20 protein-coding genes and 1 riboswitch are annotated in these 17255 nt (G+C 37.8%); all 20 genes read left to right on the top strand.

Annotated elements, in window-relative coordinates:
- Positions 1-110: 110 nt before the first annotated feature.
- Positions 111-854, top strand: coding sequence for an EAL domain-containing protein (locus tag CU635_RS08990; RefSeq protein ID WP_101577032.1), 744 nt, complete (start codon positions 111-113; stop codon positions 852-854).
- Between the two features lie 205 nt (positions 855-1059).
- The gene (folE, locus tag CU635_RS08985; protein ID WP_101577031.1) at positions 1060-1641 is read left to right on the top strand and encodes a GTP cyclohydrolase I FolE; all 582 of its coding nucleotides are present in this window, start codon (positions 1060-1062) and stop codon (positions 1639-1641) included.
- 15 nt (positions 1642-1656) lie between these two features.
- Positions 1657-2475, top strand: coding sequence for a 6-carboxytetrahydropterin synthase (locus CU635_RS08980; RefSeq protein WP_101577030.1), 819 nt, complete (start codon positions 1657-1659; stop codon positions 2473-2475).
- A gap of 3 nt (positions 2476-2478) precedes the next feature.
- The gene (locus CU635_RS23285; protein WP_180956472.1) at positions 2479-3180 is read left to right on the top strand and encodes an SDR family oxidoreductase; all 702 of its coding nucleotides are present in this window, start codon (positions 2479-2481) and stop codon (positions 3178-3180) included.
- A gap of 13 nt (positions 3181-3193) precedes the next feature.
- Positions 3194-4159: an ATP-binding protein gene (locus CU635_RS23280; RefSeq protein ID WP_180956471.1), complete on the top strand. Its 966-nt coding sequence runs from the start codon at positions 3194-3196 to the stop codon at positions 4157-4159.
- The gene (locus CU635_RS08970) at positions 4146-5189 is read left to right on the top strand and encodes an alpha/beta hydrolase (RefSeq protein WP_101577029.1); all 1044 of its coding nucleotides are present in this window, start codon (positions 4146-4148) and stop codon (positions 5187-5189) included. The genes CU635_RS23280 and CU635_RS08970 overlap by 14 nt, the downstream gene beginning before the upstream one ends.
- A 3-nt stretch (positions 5190-5192) precedes the next feature.
- Positions 5193-5423: an acyl carrier protein gene (locus CU635_RS08965; protein ID WP_101577028.1), complete on the top strand. Its 231-nt coding sequence runs from the start codon at positions 5193-5195 to the stop codon at positions 5421-5423.
- Positions 5424-5426: 3 nt separating this feature from the next.
- Positions 5427-6899: a class I adenylate-forming enzyme family protein gene (locus tag CU635_RS08960; protein WP_101577027.1), complete on the top strand. Its 1473-nt coding sequence runs from the start codon at positions 5427-5429 to the stop codon at positions 6897-6899.
- Between the two features lie 31 nt (positions 6900-6930).
- Positions 6931-8499 (top strand): methyl-accepting chemotaxis protein, encoded by a 1569-nt coding sequence (locus CU635_RS08955; RefSeq protein ID WP_101577026.1) that lies wholly within the window; start codon positions 6931-6933, stop codon positions 8497-8499.
- 15 nt (positions 8500-8514) lie between these two features.
- The gene (locus tag CU635_RS08950) at positions 8515-8832 is read left to right on the top strand and encodes an STAS domain-containing protein (RefSeq protein WP_101577025.1); all 318 of its coding nucleotides are present in this window, start codon (positions 8515-8517) and stop codon (positions 8830-8832) included.
- Positions 8833-8853: 21 nt separating this feature from the next.
- Entirely contained in the window at positions 8854-9705 is an 852-nt protein-coding gene (locus CU635_RS08945; RefSeq protein WP_101577048.1) for a PP2C family protein-serine/threonine phosphatase, read from the top strand.
- An 8-nt stretch (positions 9706-9713) separates the two neighbouring features.
- Positions 9714-11789, top strand: a complete 2076-nt coding sequence (locus CU635_RS08940; RefSeq protein ID WP_101577024.1) for a FapA family protein — start codon at positions 9714-9716, stop codon at positions 11787-11789.
- Between the two features lie 5 nt (positions 11790-11794).
- Positions 11795-12109 (top strand): STAS domain-containing protein, encoded by a 315-nt coding sequence (locus tag CU635_RS08935; protein ID WP_101577023.1) that lies wholly within the window; start codon positions 11795-11797, stop codon positions 12107-12109.
- 61 nt (positions 12110-12170) lie between these two features.
- Complete coding sequence (locus CU635_RS08930; RefSeq protein WP_101577022.1) at positions 12171-12923, top strand: LytR/AlgR family response regulator transcription factor; 753 nt, start codon at positions 12171-12173, stop codon at positions 12921-12923.
- Between the two features lie 407 nt (positions 12924-13330).
- Positions 13331-13666 carry an ArsR/SmtB family transcription factor gene (locus CU635_RS08925; RefSeq protein ID WP_101577021.1) on the top strand — a complete coding sequence of 112 codons (336 nt, stop codon included), beginning with the start codon at positions 13331-13333 and terminating at the stop codon, positions 13664-13666.
- A 230-nt stretch (positions 13667-13896) separates the two neighbouring features.
- Positions 13897-14820 (top strand): cation diffusion facilitator family transporter, encoded by a 924-nt coding sequence (locus CU635_RS08920; RefSeq protein WP_101577020.1) that lies wholly within the window; start codon positions 13897-13899, stop codon positions 14818-14820.
- Between the two features lie 203 nt (positions 14821-15023).
- Entirely contained in the window at positions 15024-15299 is a 276-nt protein-coding gene (locus CU635_RS08915) for a hypothetical protein (RefSeq protein WP_101577019.1), read from the top strand.
- Positions 15300-15508: 209 nt separating this feature from the next.
- Positions 15509-16207, top strand: a complete 699-nt coding sequence (locus CU635_RS08910; RefSeq protein ID WP_245917395.1) for a TerC family protein — start codon at positions 15509-15511, stop codon at positions 16205-16207.
- A 264-nt stretch (positions 16208-16471) separates the two neighbouring features.
- A riboswitch (cyclic di-GMP riboswitch) is annotated at positions 16472-16556 on the top strand.
- A gap of 181 nt (positions 16557-16737) precedes the next feature.
- The gene (locus CU635_RS08905) at positions 16738-16956 is read left to right on the top strand and encodes a hypothetical protein (protein ID WP_101577018.1); all 219 of its coding nucleotides are present in this window, start codon (positions 16738-16740) and stop codon (positions 16954-16956) included.
- A gap of 46 nt (positions 16957-17002) precedes the next feature.
- Entirely contained in the window at positions 17003-17209 is a 207-nt protein-coding gene (locus CU635_RS08900; protein ID WP_245917393.1) for a DUF2187 family protein, read from the top strand.
- Positions 17210-17255: the final 46 nt, after the last annotated feature.

Here is a 17255-nt window from a genome sequence, read left to right as displayed (position 1 = left end):
TGTCATGCTTGGAAAGGTGCACCTCGTGCCTTGGATTAATTAGACTATTTTATAGGACTAAAGGTATAGTCGTATTACAGTTTTGATCAGAAACAAGAAAGGAGACCTAAATGGCGAATCATATTAGCGAAATTATTGATGTCACTCAGCTGGAATACGTATACCAGCCTTTATGGAATACTGCATTTTGGAATATTTATGGGTATGAAGGCCTACTTCGTCAAGTGGATAATGATGATTTTAATCCGGAAGATTTATTTCGAAAAGCCAGAGCGGAAGATTGCTTATTTGAAATGGATTGCCATGCAATTAAGAGTTCCATTGGGAATTTTCCGCTCTTTTATAATAAGACGCAGTTACTTTTTATTAACGTGTTTCCATCTACTGTCCTAAATTCGAAATTTGAAAAGTTTATAGAAGAGTTGGTACATGAGCATTCTTTTATACATGGAAGAATTGTTTTCGAGATAAATGAAACCTGTGAAGAATATTGTTCTTGGTCACACATTGAGCTAAAAGATAAAATATCATTTCTACAGAATTATGGATTTTATGTTGCACTTGATGACGTGGGGAAGGGTGCTGCATCATTGCAAAGTATCATCGAATATAGACCCAACTACATCAAATTAGACAAATATTTCGCAAAAGACCTGGCTGCGTCTTCAGATAAACAGATGCTAGTTTCGTTACTCACACAGTACAGCAGTCAAAAAATGATCTTGATTTTAGAAGGCATTGAAACAGCTATTGATTTGGCCCAGGCAAAACTTTTAAAAGTTCCAGTTGTTCAAGGTTATTTGTTGGGTAAGCCTGAAAAAATCATTATGAAACAGCCTGATTTTAATTTTTAGGATTTATAAATGAGTAAATTTCACAATGTAAATGGCTAAACCGAAAACGAATGAAGTTTTCTAAATAAACAGGACTATGCCATAGGGAACGAATAAAACCATCTTATTTTTAAATATATGTTCGTTTTTCAGTTAAACAGTCGCTTTATGAAATTCATGCAAACAAAAGACTTATATCATTTAGAGGAAAATTGGAGGATTTAAGATGGCAGTAGAATTAAAGAAAGAATCAACAATAGATTCAATGGAAGAAAACGTGAAGTCGATTCTGCAGTTGATTGGCGAGGATACTTCAAGAGAAGGCTTAAAAGATACGCCGAAACGCGTAGCCAAAATGTATAAGGAAGTATTTGCAGGCGTGGGAGTTAATCCTGAAACCGCATTAACAACAACTTTCGAAGAAGCCTATGATGGGTTGGTCGTTGTAAAGGATATTACCTATTATACTTTTTGCGAACACCATCTTATTCCGTTCTTTGGTAAAGCACATATCGGCTACATACCTAATGGCCGGGTAGTTGGTTTAAGTAAATTTGCCAGACTGGTTGAGCTTGTATCGCAAAGACCTCAAGTTCAAGAACGAATGACGCAACAAATTGCAGATTCGATCATGAATGTACTTGGCCCTGAAGGAGTCATTGTAAGTGTAGAGGGGCAACACCTTTGTATGTGTGCCAGGGGAGTGAAAAAGCCTGGAGCATCTACAGTGACGACGATAAAAAAAGGTGTATTTACTGAGAATGTCTCTTTAGCTGAGGAATTTGAACGAGCTCTTCTGAGAGATTAAAAGGAGGTTCCTGACATGCTCTATCTTTCAAGGAAATTGTATTTTTCAGCCGCTCATTCCTATCGCATCGATGACTGGACTGAAGAGCAAAACAGAAAAATGTTCGGTCCCTGCAGCAATTCTAACGGACATGGCCATGACTATACCATGGAGGTAATGGTTAAAGGCGAATTAAATGATAAATCCGGAATCGTTGTGAATATTACAGATATCGATACAGCCGTTAAGTCGTTTATTCAAATTGAGTTGGACGGCAAATTCCTGAATAAAGAAAACAATTACTTTCAAAAACATATTCCAACAACAGAAAATATCGTTTCTTACATATGGGATTCTCTCATTGACAAGATAGATAACTGTGATCTTCACAAAATCCGTTTATATGAAAATGATTTTCTATACTCAGAGAAAGAGGATAACGAGATGGTCCGATTAACTAGAAAATATCACTTTTGCACAGCACATCGTTTACATAGCGATCAACTAAGTGAGGAAAAAAACCTGAGCTTATTTGGAAAGTGCAATAATCCATATGGTCATGGACATAATTACTATTTGGAAGTGACTGTTAGCGGCGTTCCAGATCCAATCACAGGAATGATCGCCAACATTGCAGATATAGATAAAACGGTAGAAGAAGAAATTATCAATAGATTTGACCATAAACATTTAAATCTCGATACAGAAGAATTCAAAGAATTAAATCCAACATCGGAAAATGTCGCAGTAGTAACTTGGAATTTGCTTGCCCCTAAAATGAATAATCTCTACAAAATTGGCTTATATGAAACTGAAAAAAATTACTTTGAATATTTCGGAACAGAAAAGGGATAAGCGATGGCAGAAAATAATCAATTCAAAGGCAAAACCATTGTGATTACTGGATCTAGTAAAGGAATAGGGAAAGCAACAGCATTTTTATTAGAACAATCCGGTGCAAATCTTGTGTTAGGCAGTCGCAGCAATCAACCATCAATACGGGGAAATGTATTCGAAATCCCGTTAGATGTAAGCAGTGAACAATCGGTTCAAACCTTTTATGAAAGTGCGATACAACATTTTGGGACAGTTGACATATTGATTAATAGCGCTGGCGTGGGGATGTTTGATCGTATTATTGATTCTTCTACAAATGATTTTGAACAAATGCTCTCGGTTAATTTACGTGGTACCTATCTGACATGCAAATATTTTGGAAAACATATGACGGAGCAGGGAAAAGGCCATATTTTAAATTTGATTTCTATTGCCGGCACAACAGCTTTGCCTGGATGCGGAGGATATTCTGCTTCAAAATTTGGAGTGCTTGGCTTAACTCGGGTTCTGCAGGCAGAACTTCGCCGACAAGGGGTCCAAGTTACTGCTGTGCTCCCAGGCTCTGTCAGCAGTTCATTTTGGGAAAATATTGAGCCAACCCCCGATTTGGCGCAGATGATTCCTGTTGAGACGGTGGCGAAACACCTTCTTTACTTATTAAATCAACCATCAGGAGCGGTTGTTGATGAAATCACGATAATGCCGCCAAATGGAATTCTTTGAGGGGGAGTTGCGATTGAGGCGGTTATTCAATATCATCAAAAATTCTTCTGAAGAGGATCTGCCTGTCAAACCTCAGCCACTCGATTTATCTTACCCAGAACTGGAACTGATGACAAAAAGGGGTTTTCTTGCACGAAAAATTTGTCATTATATTGGACTCACTCCGGAAATAGGCGATGCAGTATTCAACCGCTCCTTGGCGGGATTAAATCCACAATATTCTGATGTCAACAACAACCAAACCGAACTAATCCTGGAGCTTAGTCACACGATGCTCAATTGGGACAAACAGCATTTAGATATTCCACAACAAATCATCAATCTTGATATAAAAATGGATTTACAAAACGCAATGTTGAAAGCATATGAGATCCATAAACAAGATGTATTCACGTCTACACCACAACATACGGAACATAAGCATGTGGTTTCTTTCGACGAACAAGAAAACAATGAGTGGGAGGTTTATCGAGACGTGATTTATGCTGCCACGCAAGGGCAGTTTTTACTGATTTCATATGAAGAAGTCAACAAATACACAGAAGGAACCGTACTACTCAACACGGAGATAAAAAACCGTTCTGATATACCAGTCTCTCGCAATCAAGCAAAAGATACACTTGAACAAAAGGGCTTCAGTAAATCGAAGATTATGAGCTGGATCTTGGTTTTATCAGAAGCTATTACAAACACGATTAAACATGCTGAAGAAGGTAAACTGACGATAATCGAAGATAAAAAAAACAATGAAATACGCTTCGTTATTGAAGATAAAGGACCTGGGTTTGCGCTGAAAGAATTACCTAAAAATACGTTGCTAGCAGGGTACTCATCAAAAAAATCAATGGGCCAGGGGTTTACCCTGATGATGAAAATGGCTAGACAGGTCCTTTTGTTTACTTCTTCAAAGGGATCCACAATTATATTAATTTTTGATTCCAGCAAGGACAAGGTGGGGGAGATACATGCCATTAGCTAAAACAACAATCGATAAAACTCTGCTGACTGCCAATTTATTTGACGGGTTTTGGGATAGATGGATTGTGCACGGAGTAGAAAAACAAGATATTGAGACATTGCGCTCTTCTTATTTAACCAAAGATATATGGGTGGATGGTTGGCGTAAACTTGCGGACAAGAAGTTTTTAGAGGCGGAAAAACTGGCGCAGAACGATTCCTTTACTGAAGCAGAAATGAAGTTTCGGGCAGCAGGACTTTATTATCAACTGATGCAATGGCTCATTCCTGAGCGGAAGACGGAAAAAATAGGCTGGTTGAATGTTAGTTTGAGTGCTTTTGAAAAAGCGGACAAACTATCTCAAATCAAAACAAAATATGTTCAGCTTCCGATTGGAGAACAACATTGTTTTGGAAGACTCCGTATTCCGGACGAGCCTGCAGGTGTTGTCATTATCATTAACCCGTTGGATTCAACGAAAGAGGAATTATTTACTTACGAGCTTGACTTCATAAGTAAAGGATATATAGTAGTCAGTTTTGATGGACCAGGACAGGGACAAACATTCACTTTTGAAGGGTTGCGGGGCACAACTAAGCGTTGGGAAGCATTTATTGATGACGTGATAGACTTTTCTTCAAACACATTCCCGAACCTGCCAATCAACCTATTTGGCACTAGTTCAGGCGCAGCATGGGCGTTATATGGAAGTTGCAATCCGAAAGTAAATAAAACAGTGGCTGTGTCCCCTGCGTTTATCGGCGAAGCAATTACATTACCAGATTATTTTGTTGAGCGAACCCGTTTTGTTTTAAAAGAGGAAAAAGCTTTACCAGCTTTTGAACTGTTGCCATTTCGAAATCCTGTTATGCTATTTCATGGAAAACAAGATGTAATGGTGTCCGACAGTAATATTTATCACTTGTACGAGCAACTACCTCAGGGTAAACGCTTGGTTGAATACGAAGAAGAAGGGCATTGTTGCAATTATAAACTAGCTGAAATTCGTGAAAAATCAATGAAATGGTTTGCAACTGAGAAGGAGGTTTAATAGATGAGTTATGAAGATTTTCGTCATTTTATATCGGATGTTCTAAATCTTCCATTGGAAAAGATCGAAAAGAATTCTTCGCTCCGTGATGATTTAAATGTTGACTCATTACAATTGGTCAATCTGATCGTGGAAGTTTCCTCTAAATACGGAATTGATTACCCACGGATACAGAGTAATGAAGATTTTAGAACAGTCGGGAATCTATATCAAATGATAATGAGGGAGATTTAATTCATGAACAATTTTTATGAATGGATATTTGAACAAGAACTAGATTTGAATAAAACGATATTATCCACCCAGAGCGTTGATTATACATATTTGAATATCCATAATGATGTCAATCGATATGTAGATTTGTTGAAGCCATTAGGTGAAATCAAGAATAAAAAAGTAGCTGTCATTGTACCAAAGGTAGATAGTTTCATATCGATAGTCCTTGCGATTAGTAAATTAGGAGGCATCATCATTCCGTTAAGTCCCCTGCTAAGAAAAGATGACTTACTCGCAGTTTTAGATTTTTCAGATCCGCATATCGTATTTACAGTAAAAAATCACCAGGGCTTTCATTTAGCAGCAGCTGTAAATTCGTGGGCTGATTCAAGTGGTAAAGAAACGCACATTTTTGAATCTGATGACAATCTTTCCTGGGAAATAAACACGATTTTTGGAGAAACACGCCCCTTGGAAAATGAGGGTATTCACATTATTGGATGCACTTCTGGAAGTACAGGTACACCAAAGGGGATTGTATGTGACATGAATCTTGTCAGAACCGCAGATCTATCGTACCGTTTCGTGAATGAAATTTCCGAAGAAGATGATGTGTTTATCATGGCTCCTGCGTCTGGATTATTTGGGCTTTGCTGGTTGTTGTCAAGCCTGCATTCCCAATATCACATCGTCATGACAGAGTCTTTTAGTTTTCCAGACATTATAAAGTTGGTTGAAGAAAAACCGTGTCGAAAATTAATTACCACTCCTTCGTTATTTAGAGCATTGGACTTATTCTGTAAAAGTTCCGGAAGTTCAGCATTAGAGCCATTGGAGTTGATCACCCTGGCTGGTGAAGCGATTTCAGATGATTTTATTGCTTCCGTTTCAAACACAAGAAGCTTGATGAGAGGATTTTATGGGTTTTCAGAATTAGGCTGCATCATGTATACGGAAAAAGATATACGGGAGGGTCTAAATTGGTCTCTCGTTCCTAATGTTGAGTATAAAGCGGTGGCACAATCAGATGACGGGATCGGAGAACTTCTTTTTAAAAATGGAAATGAGTTCTTGGGTTATTATAAACGCCCCGACCTGACAGCAGAAGTTTACTCAGATAATTGGTTTTACTCAGGAGATTTAGCAAAGGTAACAGTTGATGGGAAAATCGAAATTATCGGCCGAAAGAAAGACATGATTAAAAAAGGCGGGCAACAAGTTATACCGGGTGAAATTGAAAGGTTTCTAAACAGTCATCCAAGTGTACAAAAATCTGTTGTTGTTGGAGTACCCCATTCTGTATACGGGGAGCAAATTGTAGCTTACATTGTCAAAGATCAAGATGATATCGATGTCAAGGAACTAATCAATTATTGCCATGCAAATATTGCAAGATATAAGGTACCTGACCAAATTAAGTTTATAGACGAAATTCCGATCGTTCAGGGGAAGACCGATAAAGTATCACTTCGTAAATTAGCTTTAACAAAATAAAACATTAATGATAAAGAGGAGTTTCCTTGTAATGAAACAAACGTCACTACGCAAACAACTGTTGACCCGGATTTTATCCGTCCTTATCTTGATTACCGTCCTATCTGGTGGAATACAGTTATACTTTATGGATAAACAAATTGATTATGAAATAGACACCCAATCATCATTGATAGCTGATAGTATAAACCAGGGGATAGAAGAAACAGATTTAGCAGCGAAAAGTATTGAACACCAAATTGATTTGAAAATGTTTGGTTATGCTAAACATATTGGTGATATGTTGGGTAAGGAAAAGGCTGAAGATATTACAACTGAAGAACTTATCCAAATAAAAGAAAAGTTAAATCTCTCGGGATTAACTATTTTTACAAGAGTAGACAATGATATTGTGGCTGTAAAAGCTACAGACCAAAAAGAAATAGGGTTTAGTACAAAGAATTTTGGTGAAATCGTCTATCAAGCATCGGATGATATGTTGAACGGCAAAGATCCGACCGTGCCTGGTGCCTATACGGAGAAAGGTTTGCTGGTTCTGCCTATCATGATGTCCGGGACTTATGAAGACCAACCTTTATTTTTTAAGTATGCTTACTACCATCCGGAAGGAACGGATTATTTTGTAAATCCGTATATTGAAGCGAATGAAGTATATCAATTCACGCAAGACATAGGACCCGATTCCTGGATTGAAACAATGGTCAAAGAGAATTCCTTTATCAAAGAAATTGCTGTCTTAGATCCTAAAGTGTTTGAAAACCCGGAATTGGCGGAACAATATTGGCCTCCAATGAAAAAAGTGGTTCATGGTCATTTTAAGTTTGAAACAAAGAAAGATATTCAATTGCTTAAGAATTTAGCGAATTATCCAGAAAAACACAGTTATGTTCAAAACATTAAGGGTGAAAAAGTTTTAAAACTTTTTATACCGATAAAAAATAATCAAGTGATCTATATCGCCCTCGATTATGCAGAAATGACGGATCCTCTCTACCGTCACTCGATCATTCTGTTTGTTACAGGATTAGTATCGTTGCTCGGTCTTTTCTTATTATCATTTGGATTTTTCAATCGTATCTATGAAAATATTCAAAAAATCATTCAGCAAATTAAGCTGCTGGAAGCGGGAGATTTAACAGCAAAAAGTGAAGTGAATGACAGAAGTGAATTGGAGCAGCTATCTCATAGTACGAATCGAATGGCAGAAAGACTAAATAAACTCATCAAAGATACTCAAGAGCAAGCAACCAAAACACAGCGTCTTTCAATCCTGCTGGAAGCTGAAGCATCTCAATCCATTGAAAAAATGTATGGATTGTCAACGGAAGCAACAATGAAATCAAGGGATCAATTGTATGAAATTACATCATTTATGGATGAAATTGTAGAGATACTTGATTCATTTAAAGATAATCCGAAAGTGAAATATATTCTTGATCGGTTAGATGCGATGAGAGAAGTAGCAAATGACCGTACAGCTGCGACAACAGACGTCACGATTACTCTTTCCGACTTACTGCAATCTCTGCATGGACAATCAAGTGAACTATCCGATATATCTAATAAACTGCTTGATTATATGGCAAAATTCAAATTGTAACGAGGAGGCATTGTGATGTCTTTAAGTGTTAAAAAGGAAATGCAGAGCTCAAAAGTGATCTTGAAAATTAACGGCGTGTTGGATATATCAACAACCAGGATTATTAATCCTTATTTAGAGGACCTTGAAGATATAGAAGCATTGGTTTTGGATCTTAGTGAATTAGAATTTATCGATTCAACAGGCATTGGCTCGATCATGAGTGCGATCTATTTATCAGATGAAAAAAAGTTCAAATTAATACTTCAAGGCATCGATGAATTGACAGATGAAGTTTTTGAGACAGTTGGATTATACAAAATTTTAGAAGTCTATCAAGGGGAGGTCGTTTAGATGTTTTTAAATCACCTTTCGATGTCTCATCAAGCATCATCAGTGAAAGATAAACCAGAGAATGATGGTGTTTCCATGGATAAAACGTTACAAAGAGAGATCAGTCTGGCACGGAATATACAAGCTAAATTGCTGAATGGTCCAACTCCTCAATTAAGTGGGGGAGAGCTAAAAGGCTCCTCCCTTCCTGCCCGACTAATCGGTGGAGATTATTATGATTTTTACCCTTTGGTGAATGGGAAGATTCGAATTGTTATCGGAGATGTGATGGGAAAAGGGATTCCAGCTGCGATGCTAATGATTTTAACGCGCGGCGCCTTTCGCAGTGCATCGGAGAGTACAAAAGGGCCGGGGGAAACACTAACTGCCATGAATACAGCTCTTTGTAATGATCTGCGTTCACTAAGGTCGTTTGTAACATTATTTTGTGCAGATTGGGATCCTAACACAAAAACACTTACTTATGCATGTGCTGGGCATAGCATGCCGCTTCATATCAAAGGAAAAGAAAAAGTGATTGAGGAATTGCCTAAAGTATCTGGAATTATGGTCGGCGGACTCCCAAACCATATTTATGTCGAAGAATCAATCCAGTTAAAAGACAATGATACAGTTTTCTTCTACACCGATGGTATTGTTGAAGCGACCGATACGAATAATGAACAATACAAAAAAGAACGCCTGGTTGAAACTTTGTTTAAGAATATGGACGAAGGGGTGGCGGCGATTGAACAGTCCATCATGGATTCACTTGAAGAGTTTACACAGGGAACCCCGCAAAAGGACGATATAACAATGGTTTCTTTAAGAATTCAAGAGGAAAAAAGTGATATTTCAAGCTTTAATTCTCCCGTTATAAATACAGAGGAGTAGATCACACAATGTCACAAACAATCATTTCAAAAGGAAAAGACGTCATTGAAGCCATTAACCTTGGTTTGGATATTTTAAATGTCACCCGTGAGGATGTATCGATAGAAATCATCCAGCAGGAGACAAAGTCTTTTTTTCGGTCAAAACCTGCGGTTGTAAAACTAACACATACCAAGACTGAAAAAATGGACGCAGAAACATCCGCTGAGCCAAATATTGAGGATATGATTGACAAACTCAGCTCCATTCCAAATAGCCTAGTTCAGAATGAAACAAACAATGACGTTGTTCCGTTTCAAGAAGAAGCACTGAGTGCCAATGCAGGCAAGGTGTGGGTAAAGGGAGGGAGAATTTTTGGCCAACCTTCCAACTTGACCTATCCAACCATTTCGGTCGCGAAAGGAATCGATCTATATAAGAACAAAGAAAAGGTTGACGGAATTGGGGTTGTGACTGGCAATGATTTATATGAAGTGAAATTGGACGAAGAATATAGGGAAACAAAATGGCATATTGAATTCGATAAGACGAAGTTAAACGTTAAGCTACATATTGAACCGGGAGCTAAAATCACCCGAACCCTTAAGGACGTAGAACCAAGCCATCACATTGAACTGCACGCAGAGGAGTCTATAGAAATCCAAAATACATTAACTTACAAAGATGTGGTGGACAAGCTTGACTCGCTAAGAGTGGTTCATGGATTTATCCATAATGCCATTATGGCAGCTGTCGAAGCCAAAGACATTGGAGATTACATTATCGCAGCTGGTACTGAACCGAAGGAAGGAAAGAATGGTTCCGTACAACTGGTCATCGAAGATAAAGAGATTTTAAAGGGTCCGAAAGAAAGAGAAGACGGAACCGTTGATTTTCGAGAACTTAAACATATACCGGTGGTAAACCAGGGACAGGTTATTGCGATCATCCATCCTCCTGTTCCAGGTATTCCAGGCAACACAGTAACAAATGAGCCGATCCCTGCTAAACAGACAGCCCCCATCCTTGTACAAACGGGTTATGGTACAGCCCTGATCGAAAATGAAACAAAGATTGTCGCGACAGAAACAGGCAGACCAAAAATAGATCTTAAAGGACAATTAGTAAAGGTTAGTATTGTGCAAAAGATGGTTCATCATGGAGATGTCAATATGTCAACAGGAAACCTGCGGTTTAAAGGGGACATTGATGTATTGGGCTCTGTTGAGGAAAATATGAGAGTAGAAGCAGATGGAGTAATAAATGTAAAAAATAACGCTAATAGGGCAATAATTACGTCGAAAAATTCGATTATCATCAATCAAAATGTGATCGGCAGTACATTATCGGCAGGAAAAACGAACATCCTGGTCTCACAAATTGTGCATTTATTAACTGTTATTGAACCGGATCTTAAAAAATTCATGCTTTCTATTGATCAATTATTAGCCGTGCCGGCGTTTAAAATATCAGATCATTCTAAAAGCGGTTTGCATCCGTTAATTAGAATATTATTAGAGAAAAAGTATCAAAATTTAACTGCAGCAACCAAGGAATATATTGAGCTGTGCAACAGTGGAAACAACAATCTTGATTCGGAGTTTCACAATTTAGCAGAATCTTTACGGCTATGCTTGCTTGCTTCAGTGCCTAATGCATGGCATTCCAAGGATTACTTAAATAAACAATATGACAATATTCAAAATATTATTGAAGAGTACAAGGTATCAGAAAAAGATCATTGCTTTATTGAACTGAAATATACATTAAACAGCTTTATTTATTGCAGTGGAGACGTGACCATAAAAGGCCAGGGGTGCTATAATTCAAAAATACATTGTGGAGGCGAGCTTCAAATAAAGGGCGTCCTGCGCGGCGGGGAAGTACATGCCGGGCTCGGAGCTTCTGTGAAAGAAGTCGGTTCAGACGGTGGAGTGACAAGCCTGATTGCTGTTCCGAGTGATCAGAAAATCAAAATTGGGATAGCCAGAGAAGGAACGACCATTCAAATTGGAAAAGTAAAGCATACTTTTATGGAAGACCAGCAACGTATAGAAGCAGCTTTAGATGAAAACAATAGAATTGTTTTGAATAAAGGGGAATAAATCAGATGTTTACATTTAACATTAACCGGGAAAATGATGAGAATGCTGTTATTTACTTTCTTGGAGATCTAGATATTGAAGTAACTGAAATGATGGATGAAGAAATTTTTCCATCTTTACAATCTTTTAAGACAATTGATATAAACCTTGCTGATGTTCCATTCGTCGATTCGACAGGAATTGGATTGCTCATCAATTTAATTGATACATTAAAAAAAGACGAAGTTGCTATAACTATTTCTGATGTAGCTCCACAAGTGAGAGACATCTTTGAAATTATTCAATTGCCTGATATTCTGGGACCCGATATTTTTAAGTAACTCATCGCTTTGCTTAAGTAATGGTATGGATGTTTTTAAGATGCTGGAGGGGGATTTTGACATGAACCAATTTAGTATCGCAATTGCAGATGATGACGCAACAGCCAGAGAGATTCTAAATCACTATATTGAATTGGTTCCTGATTTTAGGATCATTGGAGAAGCACTCAACGGAACAGAATTAATTCCGTTAGTATTAACAAAAAAACCGGATATTATAATAGTTGATATAGATATGCCTGGTTTAAATGGTTTGGATGCAGTTAAATCACTGAAAGAACTTTTCCCAAGCTTAGCTGTTATTTTTACAACCGGTCACACAGAGTTTGCGGTAGATGCGTTTGACATCTCAGCAACGGATTACGTGATAAAGCCAATAGATACAACACGATTTTTTAAAGCTCTTGAGAAGGCCAAAAAATTAGTGCAAATGCAAAAAGACGTTTCAACAATGACAAATGACTCAAAGAAAACGTTAACAGTTAGAACGATGAACGCTCACCTATATTTACCGGTCGATGATATATTATTTGTTGAAAAGGAAGGAAGAAAAACGGTTATATATACAGGTTATGATCGGTTTGAAACAAACGAATCGCTGCAGGAACTTGAAGTTCGATTACAACCTGTCTTTTTTAAAACACATCGTTCCTTCCTGGTTAATTTGGAAAAAATCATCAAAATAGAAGTAATGGGTGAGTCCTACATTGCTCATTTTTCGAATTTCAATAAAACCGCCCATATCTCAAAACTAAAGATCCAGGAGGTTCAAAATTATTTCAAACAGATTTTACAAGACGATGAAACTCCTTAATTGTGTTTTTAGTGCCGTTTATTGCAACTCATTTAACATTCATTGCTATGAATAACGATGGGTTGTTTTTTTTGTTCATCAACAGCACTTGCATTGATGGCAGAAGAACTGCAGGATATGTTGAAGAAATTTAAAATATAAGAAACTAAAAAGTGCGTTGCCTAAGATTTAGGCAACGCACTTTTTCGAAAGGCCCAGTAGTGTTATCATTCTTAATGACTGTTCTATTTGTTGTTCAAGCTATCTGTCTCTAATAGCATTCAATAATAAATGAGGGCAAAAACGTGAAAAATTTGTTATTCCCATGCTGATGCCACAATCATTGCTGCAGCGTGTTCCGCTGAACATCAACAGCAGCGGTTTTCTATGTTATAATAATTGGCAAAAGAATTCCGCCGAGGTGGACCATGGAAAGATCCGAAAAAAGTGAAATAAACAACGAGCGTTTTGAAGATTCTTTAGATGAAGAAACATTATTTATTGTTTCTCAAACTTTCAAAGCCTTATCAGACCCTACAAGAATAAAAATTCTTCATTTGTTGTACCAAAAACAGCATGCCGTTAATGAAATAGCTGAAAACCTGAACATGCTCCAGTCTGCCGTTTCACATCAATTAAGATTTCTTAAAAATTTGCGACTGGTGAAGTCCCGCCGGGAAGGTACCACGATGATTTACTCATGTAATGACGAGCACGTTATGAATGTCTTAAAGCAAACGATTGATCACGCACGACATCATTAATCATATTAACAGCCCTTAGAGAAGCTTTTCAGTTAAGCTTTTCTTTTTTATGCTTCTCTATTCAGTGGTTAAAGCTTTTTTGTTCAAACGATACGCTGTTAAAACGCTAAGGATCAAGGGGGATAATGCGAAAAGAATTGTGGTATTGTACAAAAAACAGTTGCGATAAAATCGGAATTGCATATATAATATATATGAGCATATACTCATATATAGAAAGAAGGGTTCTTATGGGTCACCACCATGGCCATTCTCAAGGACACGGACATTCTCATGGGCAGACAAAAAATAAAAAAGCTTTATTTTTATCTTTTTTATTAATCGCAACCTTCATGTTTGTTGAGGTAATTGGCGGAATTTTAACGAATAGCCTCGCTTTACTTTCAGATGCAGGTCACATGCTTAGCGATGCAGCGGCACTGGGATTAAGCTTTTTTGCCATAAAACTAGGTGAAAGGCAGGCAACCAGAACCAAGTCATTCGGGTATAGACGATTTGAGATCATTGCAGCTGCCTTAAATGGGTTAACTCTGATTCTTATTTCGCTCTATATTTTTAATGAAGCAATTCAAAGATTTCTTGATCCTCCTGAAGTGCAAAGCTTAGGGATGTTAACCATCGCATTTACTGGATTATTGGTAAACATAGTAGCTGCATGGATACTAATGAGAGCTGATAAAGATGAAAACTTAAACGTGAGAAGTGCCTTTCTTCATGTAATAGGTGACATGGTCGGTTCGGTTGGAGCTATCGTCGCTGCACTGCTCATATATTTCCTTGGATGGGGGATTGCCGACCCGATTGCCAGCGTCATTGTTGCGGTTCTTGTTCTTGTTAGCGGTTGGAGAGTGATGAAAGACTCTATACATGTATTGATGGAAGGGACACCAATACAGATTGAAGCAGAAAAAGTAAAAGTCACTTTATTAACTATTCCTAATGTCAATCAAGTTCATGATTTGCATATATGGTCGATCACTTCAGGGATGCCGATGCTCAGCTGCCACATTGCCATTGATGCAGACGGTGTCCATGATACGGTTTTGCTCCAGGCACAGTCGATCCTCCATGATGAATTTGGAATCGAACACAGCACGTTACAGGTTGAAAACGAAGAAACAGGCTGTCCAAATCATCATGGAAGTTGTAATTAAATAATTCTTAGGGGCACTCAACGTCAGTTTACATGACTTTATGGGGTGACCCCTTTTACGGGTTAAAATGGACTCAGCTCTAACTTGAGATATTTTTGAAGATCAATTAACAAGCATTCGTAAAAAGAATAATTAGCCTCTCAGTAAGTAAACCCTATCACTGTGTGTAAAAATGTAGCGAAAAATGAAAAGGAGCGAACAATATGCAATATCAATTGGGTGATACTTTTATTACAAAGGAAGACCTTGAATTAAATAACGGTGTTGTCAAAAAGGGGTCCACTGGCGTAATCGATGAAATCCAATCGGATCATGATTATGATGATGGTGGACAGCCCGTACCGTACCGGATTTGGTTTAGTCATTTCAATCACTACAAAGTGAATGACACGAATGATCCAAATCCAAGGGAAACCTATTATTGGTTTAATGACAGGGACATTGAACAATATATGGAAAAGGTCGTAAATCTCCATTAAAATACGAATTGCTAAAACAATAGATATAATTACCAAAACCGGCATACAGTTGAACTGTAGCCGGTTTTAGCTTTCACTACATCACCTTTTATAAAATATGTACGATCTACCGATAAACCAACTTGAGAATGTTCTTTCGGAATTTCGGTTTAAAATGTTGAAATAGATAAAAACTAGGGCAGTAGAACTTATCACAATTTGTCAGGGGGATGACAGTGGAATTCTTGGGAATGGAACTATCAACACTTATAAAAGTCATAGGTGTAGATCTGATCTTAAGCGGAGATAATGCAATCGTTATTGCGCTGGCCGCTCGAAATGTACCACCCGAACATCGGAGAAAAGCGATATTTTGGGGTACACTGGGCGCGATCATTTTACGGTTAATTTTCGCTGCAATTATTGTCTGGTTATTGGGAATACCTTTTATATCTTTCATTGGTGGACTCTTATTGCTTCAGATTGCTTATAAGTTGCTAGCCGGAAAAGAAAAAGAACACAAAGCCGGTGGCGCGACAGTGGCAGCGGCTGTGAGAACGATCATTATCGCAGATGCCGTAATGTCCCTTGACAATGTCTTGGCATTAGCGGGTGTCGCACATGGATTCGTCCCGATTTTGGTTGGTATTTTAATTTCTATTCCAATCATTGTTTGGGGCAGCCAGCTATTATTGCGCGTAATGGAAAAATTCCCGTTCATCATTTATGCTGGTGCCGGGCTGTTGGCATATACTGCGGGAGAAATGCTGATTGAAGACGAAACAATAGAAGCATTTCTCCATTCTGTCGTTCCCGGCTTAGTCGACGAGATCCACACGTGGCTTCCAATTGTCTTAGTCATTTTAGTGGTAGGTGTTGGGTATTTTAGAAGAAGGGACAATCTTCTCAAAACTACTGATGTTATTTAAATATGTTTACATAGCGTCAGTGCGAAAAAAGGACTGACACAGTTGTTTATTGACAGACTGTCGGGAAATTGGTAGAAGTAATTGATTCCCGAACAGGATTAACGAAAAAATAGAAGGTCGGATTGATTTTTGTAAGGATATTCCGGCGAAATTTAATTATCATATAAATGAATCCTAAGGCATGAGTATATTTACCTATTTATGTTATAAAATGGCGAAAAATGTTGAAATTTCCCTTCTAAAGTTTTACTATCATATTAATCAAATGTAAAACGGCAAACTTGTTGAAAGACAAGGACGCAAAGCCACGAGTCTAAGGTCATCGTACTAGGATAGTCGGGTTGCCAAAAAGTTCGGGAAAAATCATCGGTAAATGGTGCTTGAAAACCATTTATACAACAAGTCCACCAACTTTTTCGGTGGATTTTTTTGTATGAAAATTTAAGCGAGGTTTACGGGTACAATTATTCAATTTACGTAACTTCTTAGTTTTAAAGCTTAAAGAATCATAGGTGAGGAAGCGATGATAAATGGAGTTAATTAATTGTATTCAATGTCATGAAATATTTGTACATTCCGGAACAGCCGAACAGCTTTGCGCTAAATGCGCCCAACAGGAGAGCGTATTACTTCGCGAAGTAAAACATTATTTAAGACGTAAACCAAAAGCAACGATCCTGGAAATACAAGAGGATTTAAATATCCCTTCAAATATCGTTATACGCTGGAAAAAAGAAAATCGGATTTGAATTTATGAATGCAACATTAACACATAAAAAAGGGAGAGAGTTAGTGGTGGAAAGAATAAAATCGGGAAAAGCGAAGAAAGGCGACACGATTCTTTTTGAACGAAAAGATACTTCATGTGAAGGCGAAGTGTTTCTTGTCAGGGAAAACAGTGTACTGGTTGAAATTTCACGGGAAGCTGCCCGAATTTTTGGATACGAGACTCCAAATACAGTGGTGGGACATGGGAATTATATGATTATTAAGAAAGCATAGTCAAGCCAAAGTAGCCAGGTTAATAAGAAATAGAGGAGAAGAGAAC

This window comes from Bacillus canaveralius, assembly GCF_002860125.1.
Classification (GTDB): Bacteria; Bacillota; Bacilli; order Bacillales; family Cytobacillaceae; genus Bacillus_BJ; species Bacillus_BJ canaveralius.
This window is presented reverse-complemented; position numbering and strand designations above follow the sequence as displayed.

What these genes read in the sequence shown, in the direction of transcription:
- CU635_RS08925 (WP_101577021.1), top strand. Translation starts at nt 13,331, where the DNA reads ATGGAAAGATCCGAAAAAAGTGAAATAAACAACGAGCGTTTTGAAGAT.
- CU635_RS08910 (WP_245917395.1), top strand. Translation starts at nt 15,509, where the DNA reads ATGACAGTGGAATTCTTGGGAATGGAACTATCAACACTTATAAAAGTC.
- CU635_RS08960 (WP_101577027.1), top strand. Translation starts at nt 5,427, where the DNA reads ATGAACAATTTTTATGAATGGATATTTGAACAAGAACTAGATTTGAAT.
- CU635_RS08915 (WP_101577019.1), top strand. Translation starts at nt 15,024, where the DNA reads ATGCAATATCAATTGGGTGATACTTTTATTACAAAGGAAGACCTTGAA.
- CU635_RS08945 (WP_101577048.1), top strand. Translation starts at nt 8,854, where the DNA reads ATGTCTCATCAAGCATCATCAGTGAAAGATAAACCAGAGAATGATGGT.
- folE (WP_101577031.1), top strand. Translation starts at nt 1,060, where the DNA reads ATGGCAGTAGAATTAAAGAAAGAATCAACAATAGATTCAATGGAAGAA.
- CU635_RS08950 (WP_101577025.1), top strand. Translation starts at nt 8,515, where the DNA reads ATGTCTTTAAGTGTTAAAAAGGAAATGCAGAGCTCAAAAGTGATCTTG.
- CU635_RS08970 (WP_101577029.1), top strand. Translation starts at nt 4,146, where the DNA reads ATGCCATTAGCTAAAACAACAATCGATAAAACTCTGCTGACTGCCAAT.
- CU635_RS08930 (WP_101577022.1), top strand. Translation starts at nt 12,171, where the DNA reads ATGAACCAATTTAGTATCGCAATTGCAGATGATGACGCAACAGCCAGA.
- CU635_RS08990 (WP_101577032.1), top strand. Translation starts at nt 111, where the DNA reads ATGGCGAATCATATTAGCGAAATTATTGATGTCACTCAGCTGGAATAC.
- CU635_RS08955 (WP_101577026.1), top strand. Translation starts at nt 6,931, where the DNA reads ATGAAACAAACGTCACTACGCAAACAACTGTTGACCCGGATTTTATCC.
- CU635_RS08920 (WP_101577020.1), top strand. Translation starts at nt 13,897, where the DNA reads ATGGGTCACCACCATGGCCATTCTCAAGGACACGGACATTCTCATGGG.
- CU635_RS08935 (WP_101577023.1), top strand. Translation starts at nt 11,795, where the DNA reads ATGTTTACATTTAACATTAACCGGGAAAATGATGAGAATGCTGTTATT.
- CU635_RS23285 (WP_180956472.1), top strand. Translation starts at nt 2,479, where the DNA reads ATGGCAGAAAATAATCAATTCAAAGGCAAAACCATTGTGATTACTGGA.
- CU635_RS08905 (WP_101577018.1), top strand. Translation starts at nt 16,738, where the DNA reads ATGGAGTTAATTAATTGTATTCAATGTCATGAAATATTTGTACATTCC.
- CU635_RS08940 (WP_101577024.1), top strand. Translation starts at nt 9,714, where the DNA reads ATGTCACAAACAATCATTTCAAAAGGAAAAGACGTCATTGAAGCCATT.
- CU635_RS08965 (WP_101577028.1), top strand. Translation starts at nt 5,193, where the DNA reads ATGAGTTATGAAGATTTTCGTCATTTTATATCGGATGTTCTAAATCTT.
- CU635_RS08980 (WP_101577030.1), top strand. Translation starts at nt 1,657, where the DNA reads ATGCTCTATCTTTCAAGGAAATTGTATTTTTCAGCCGCTCATTCCTAT.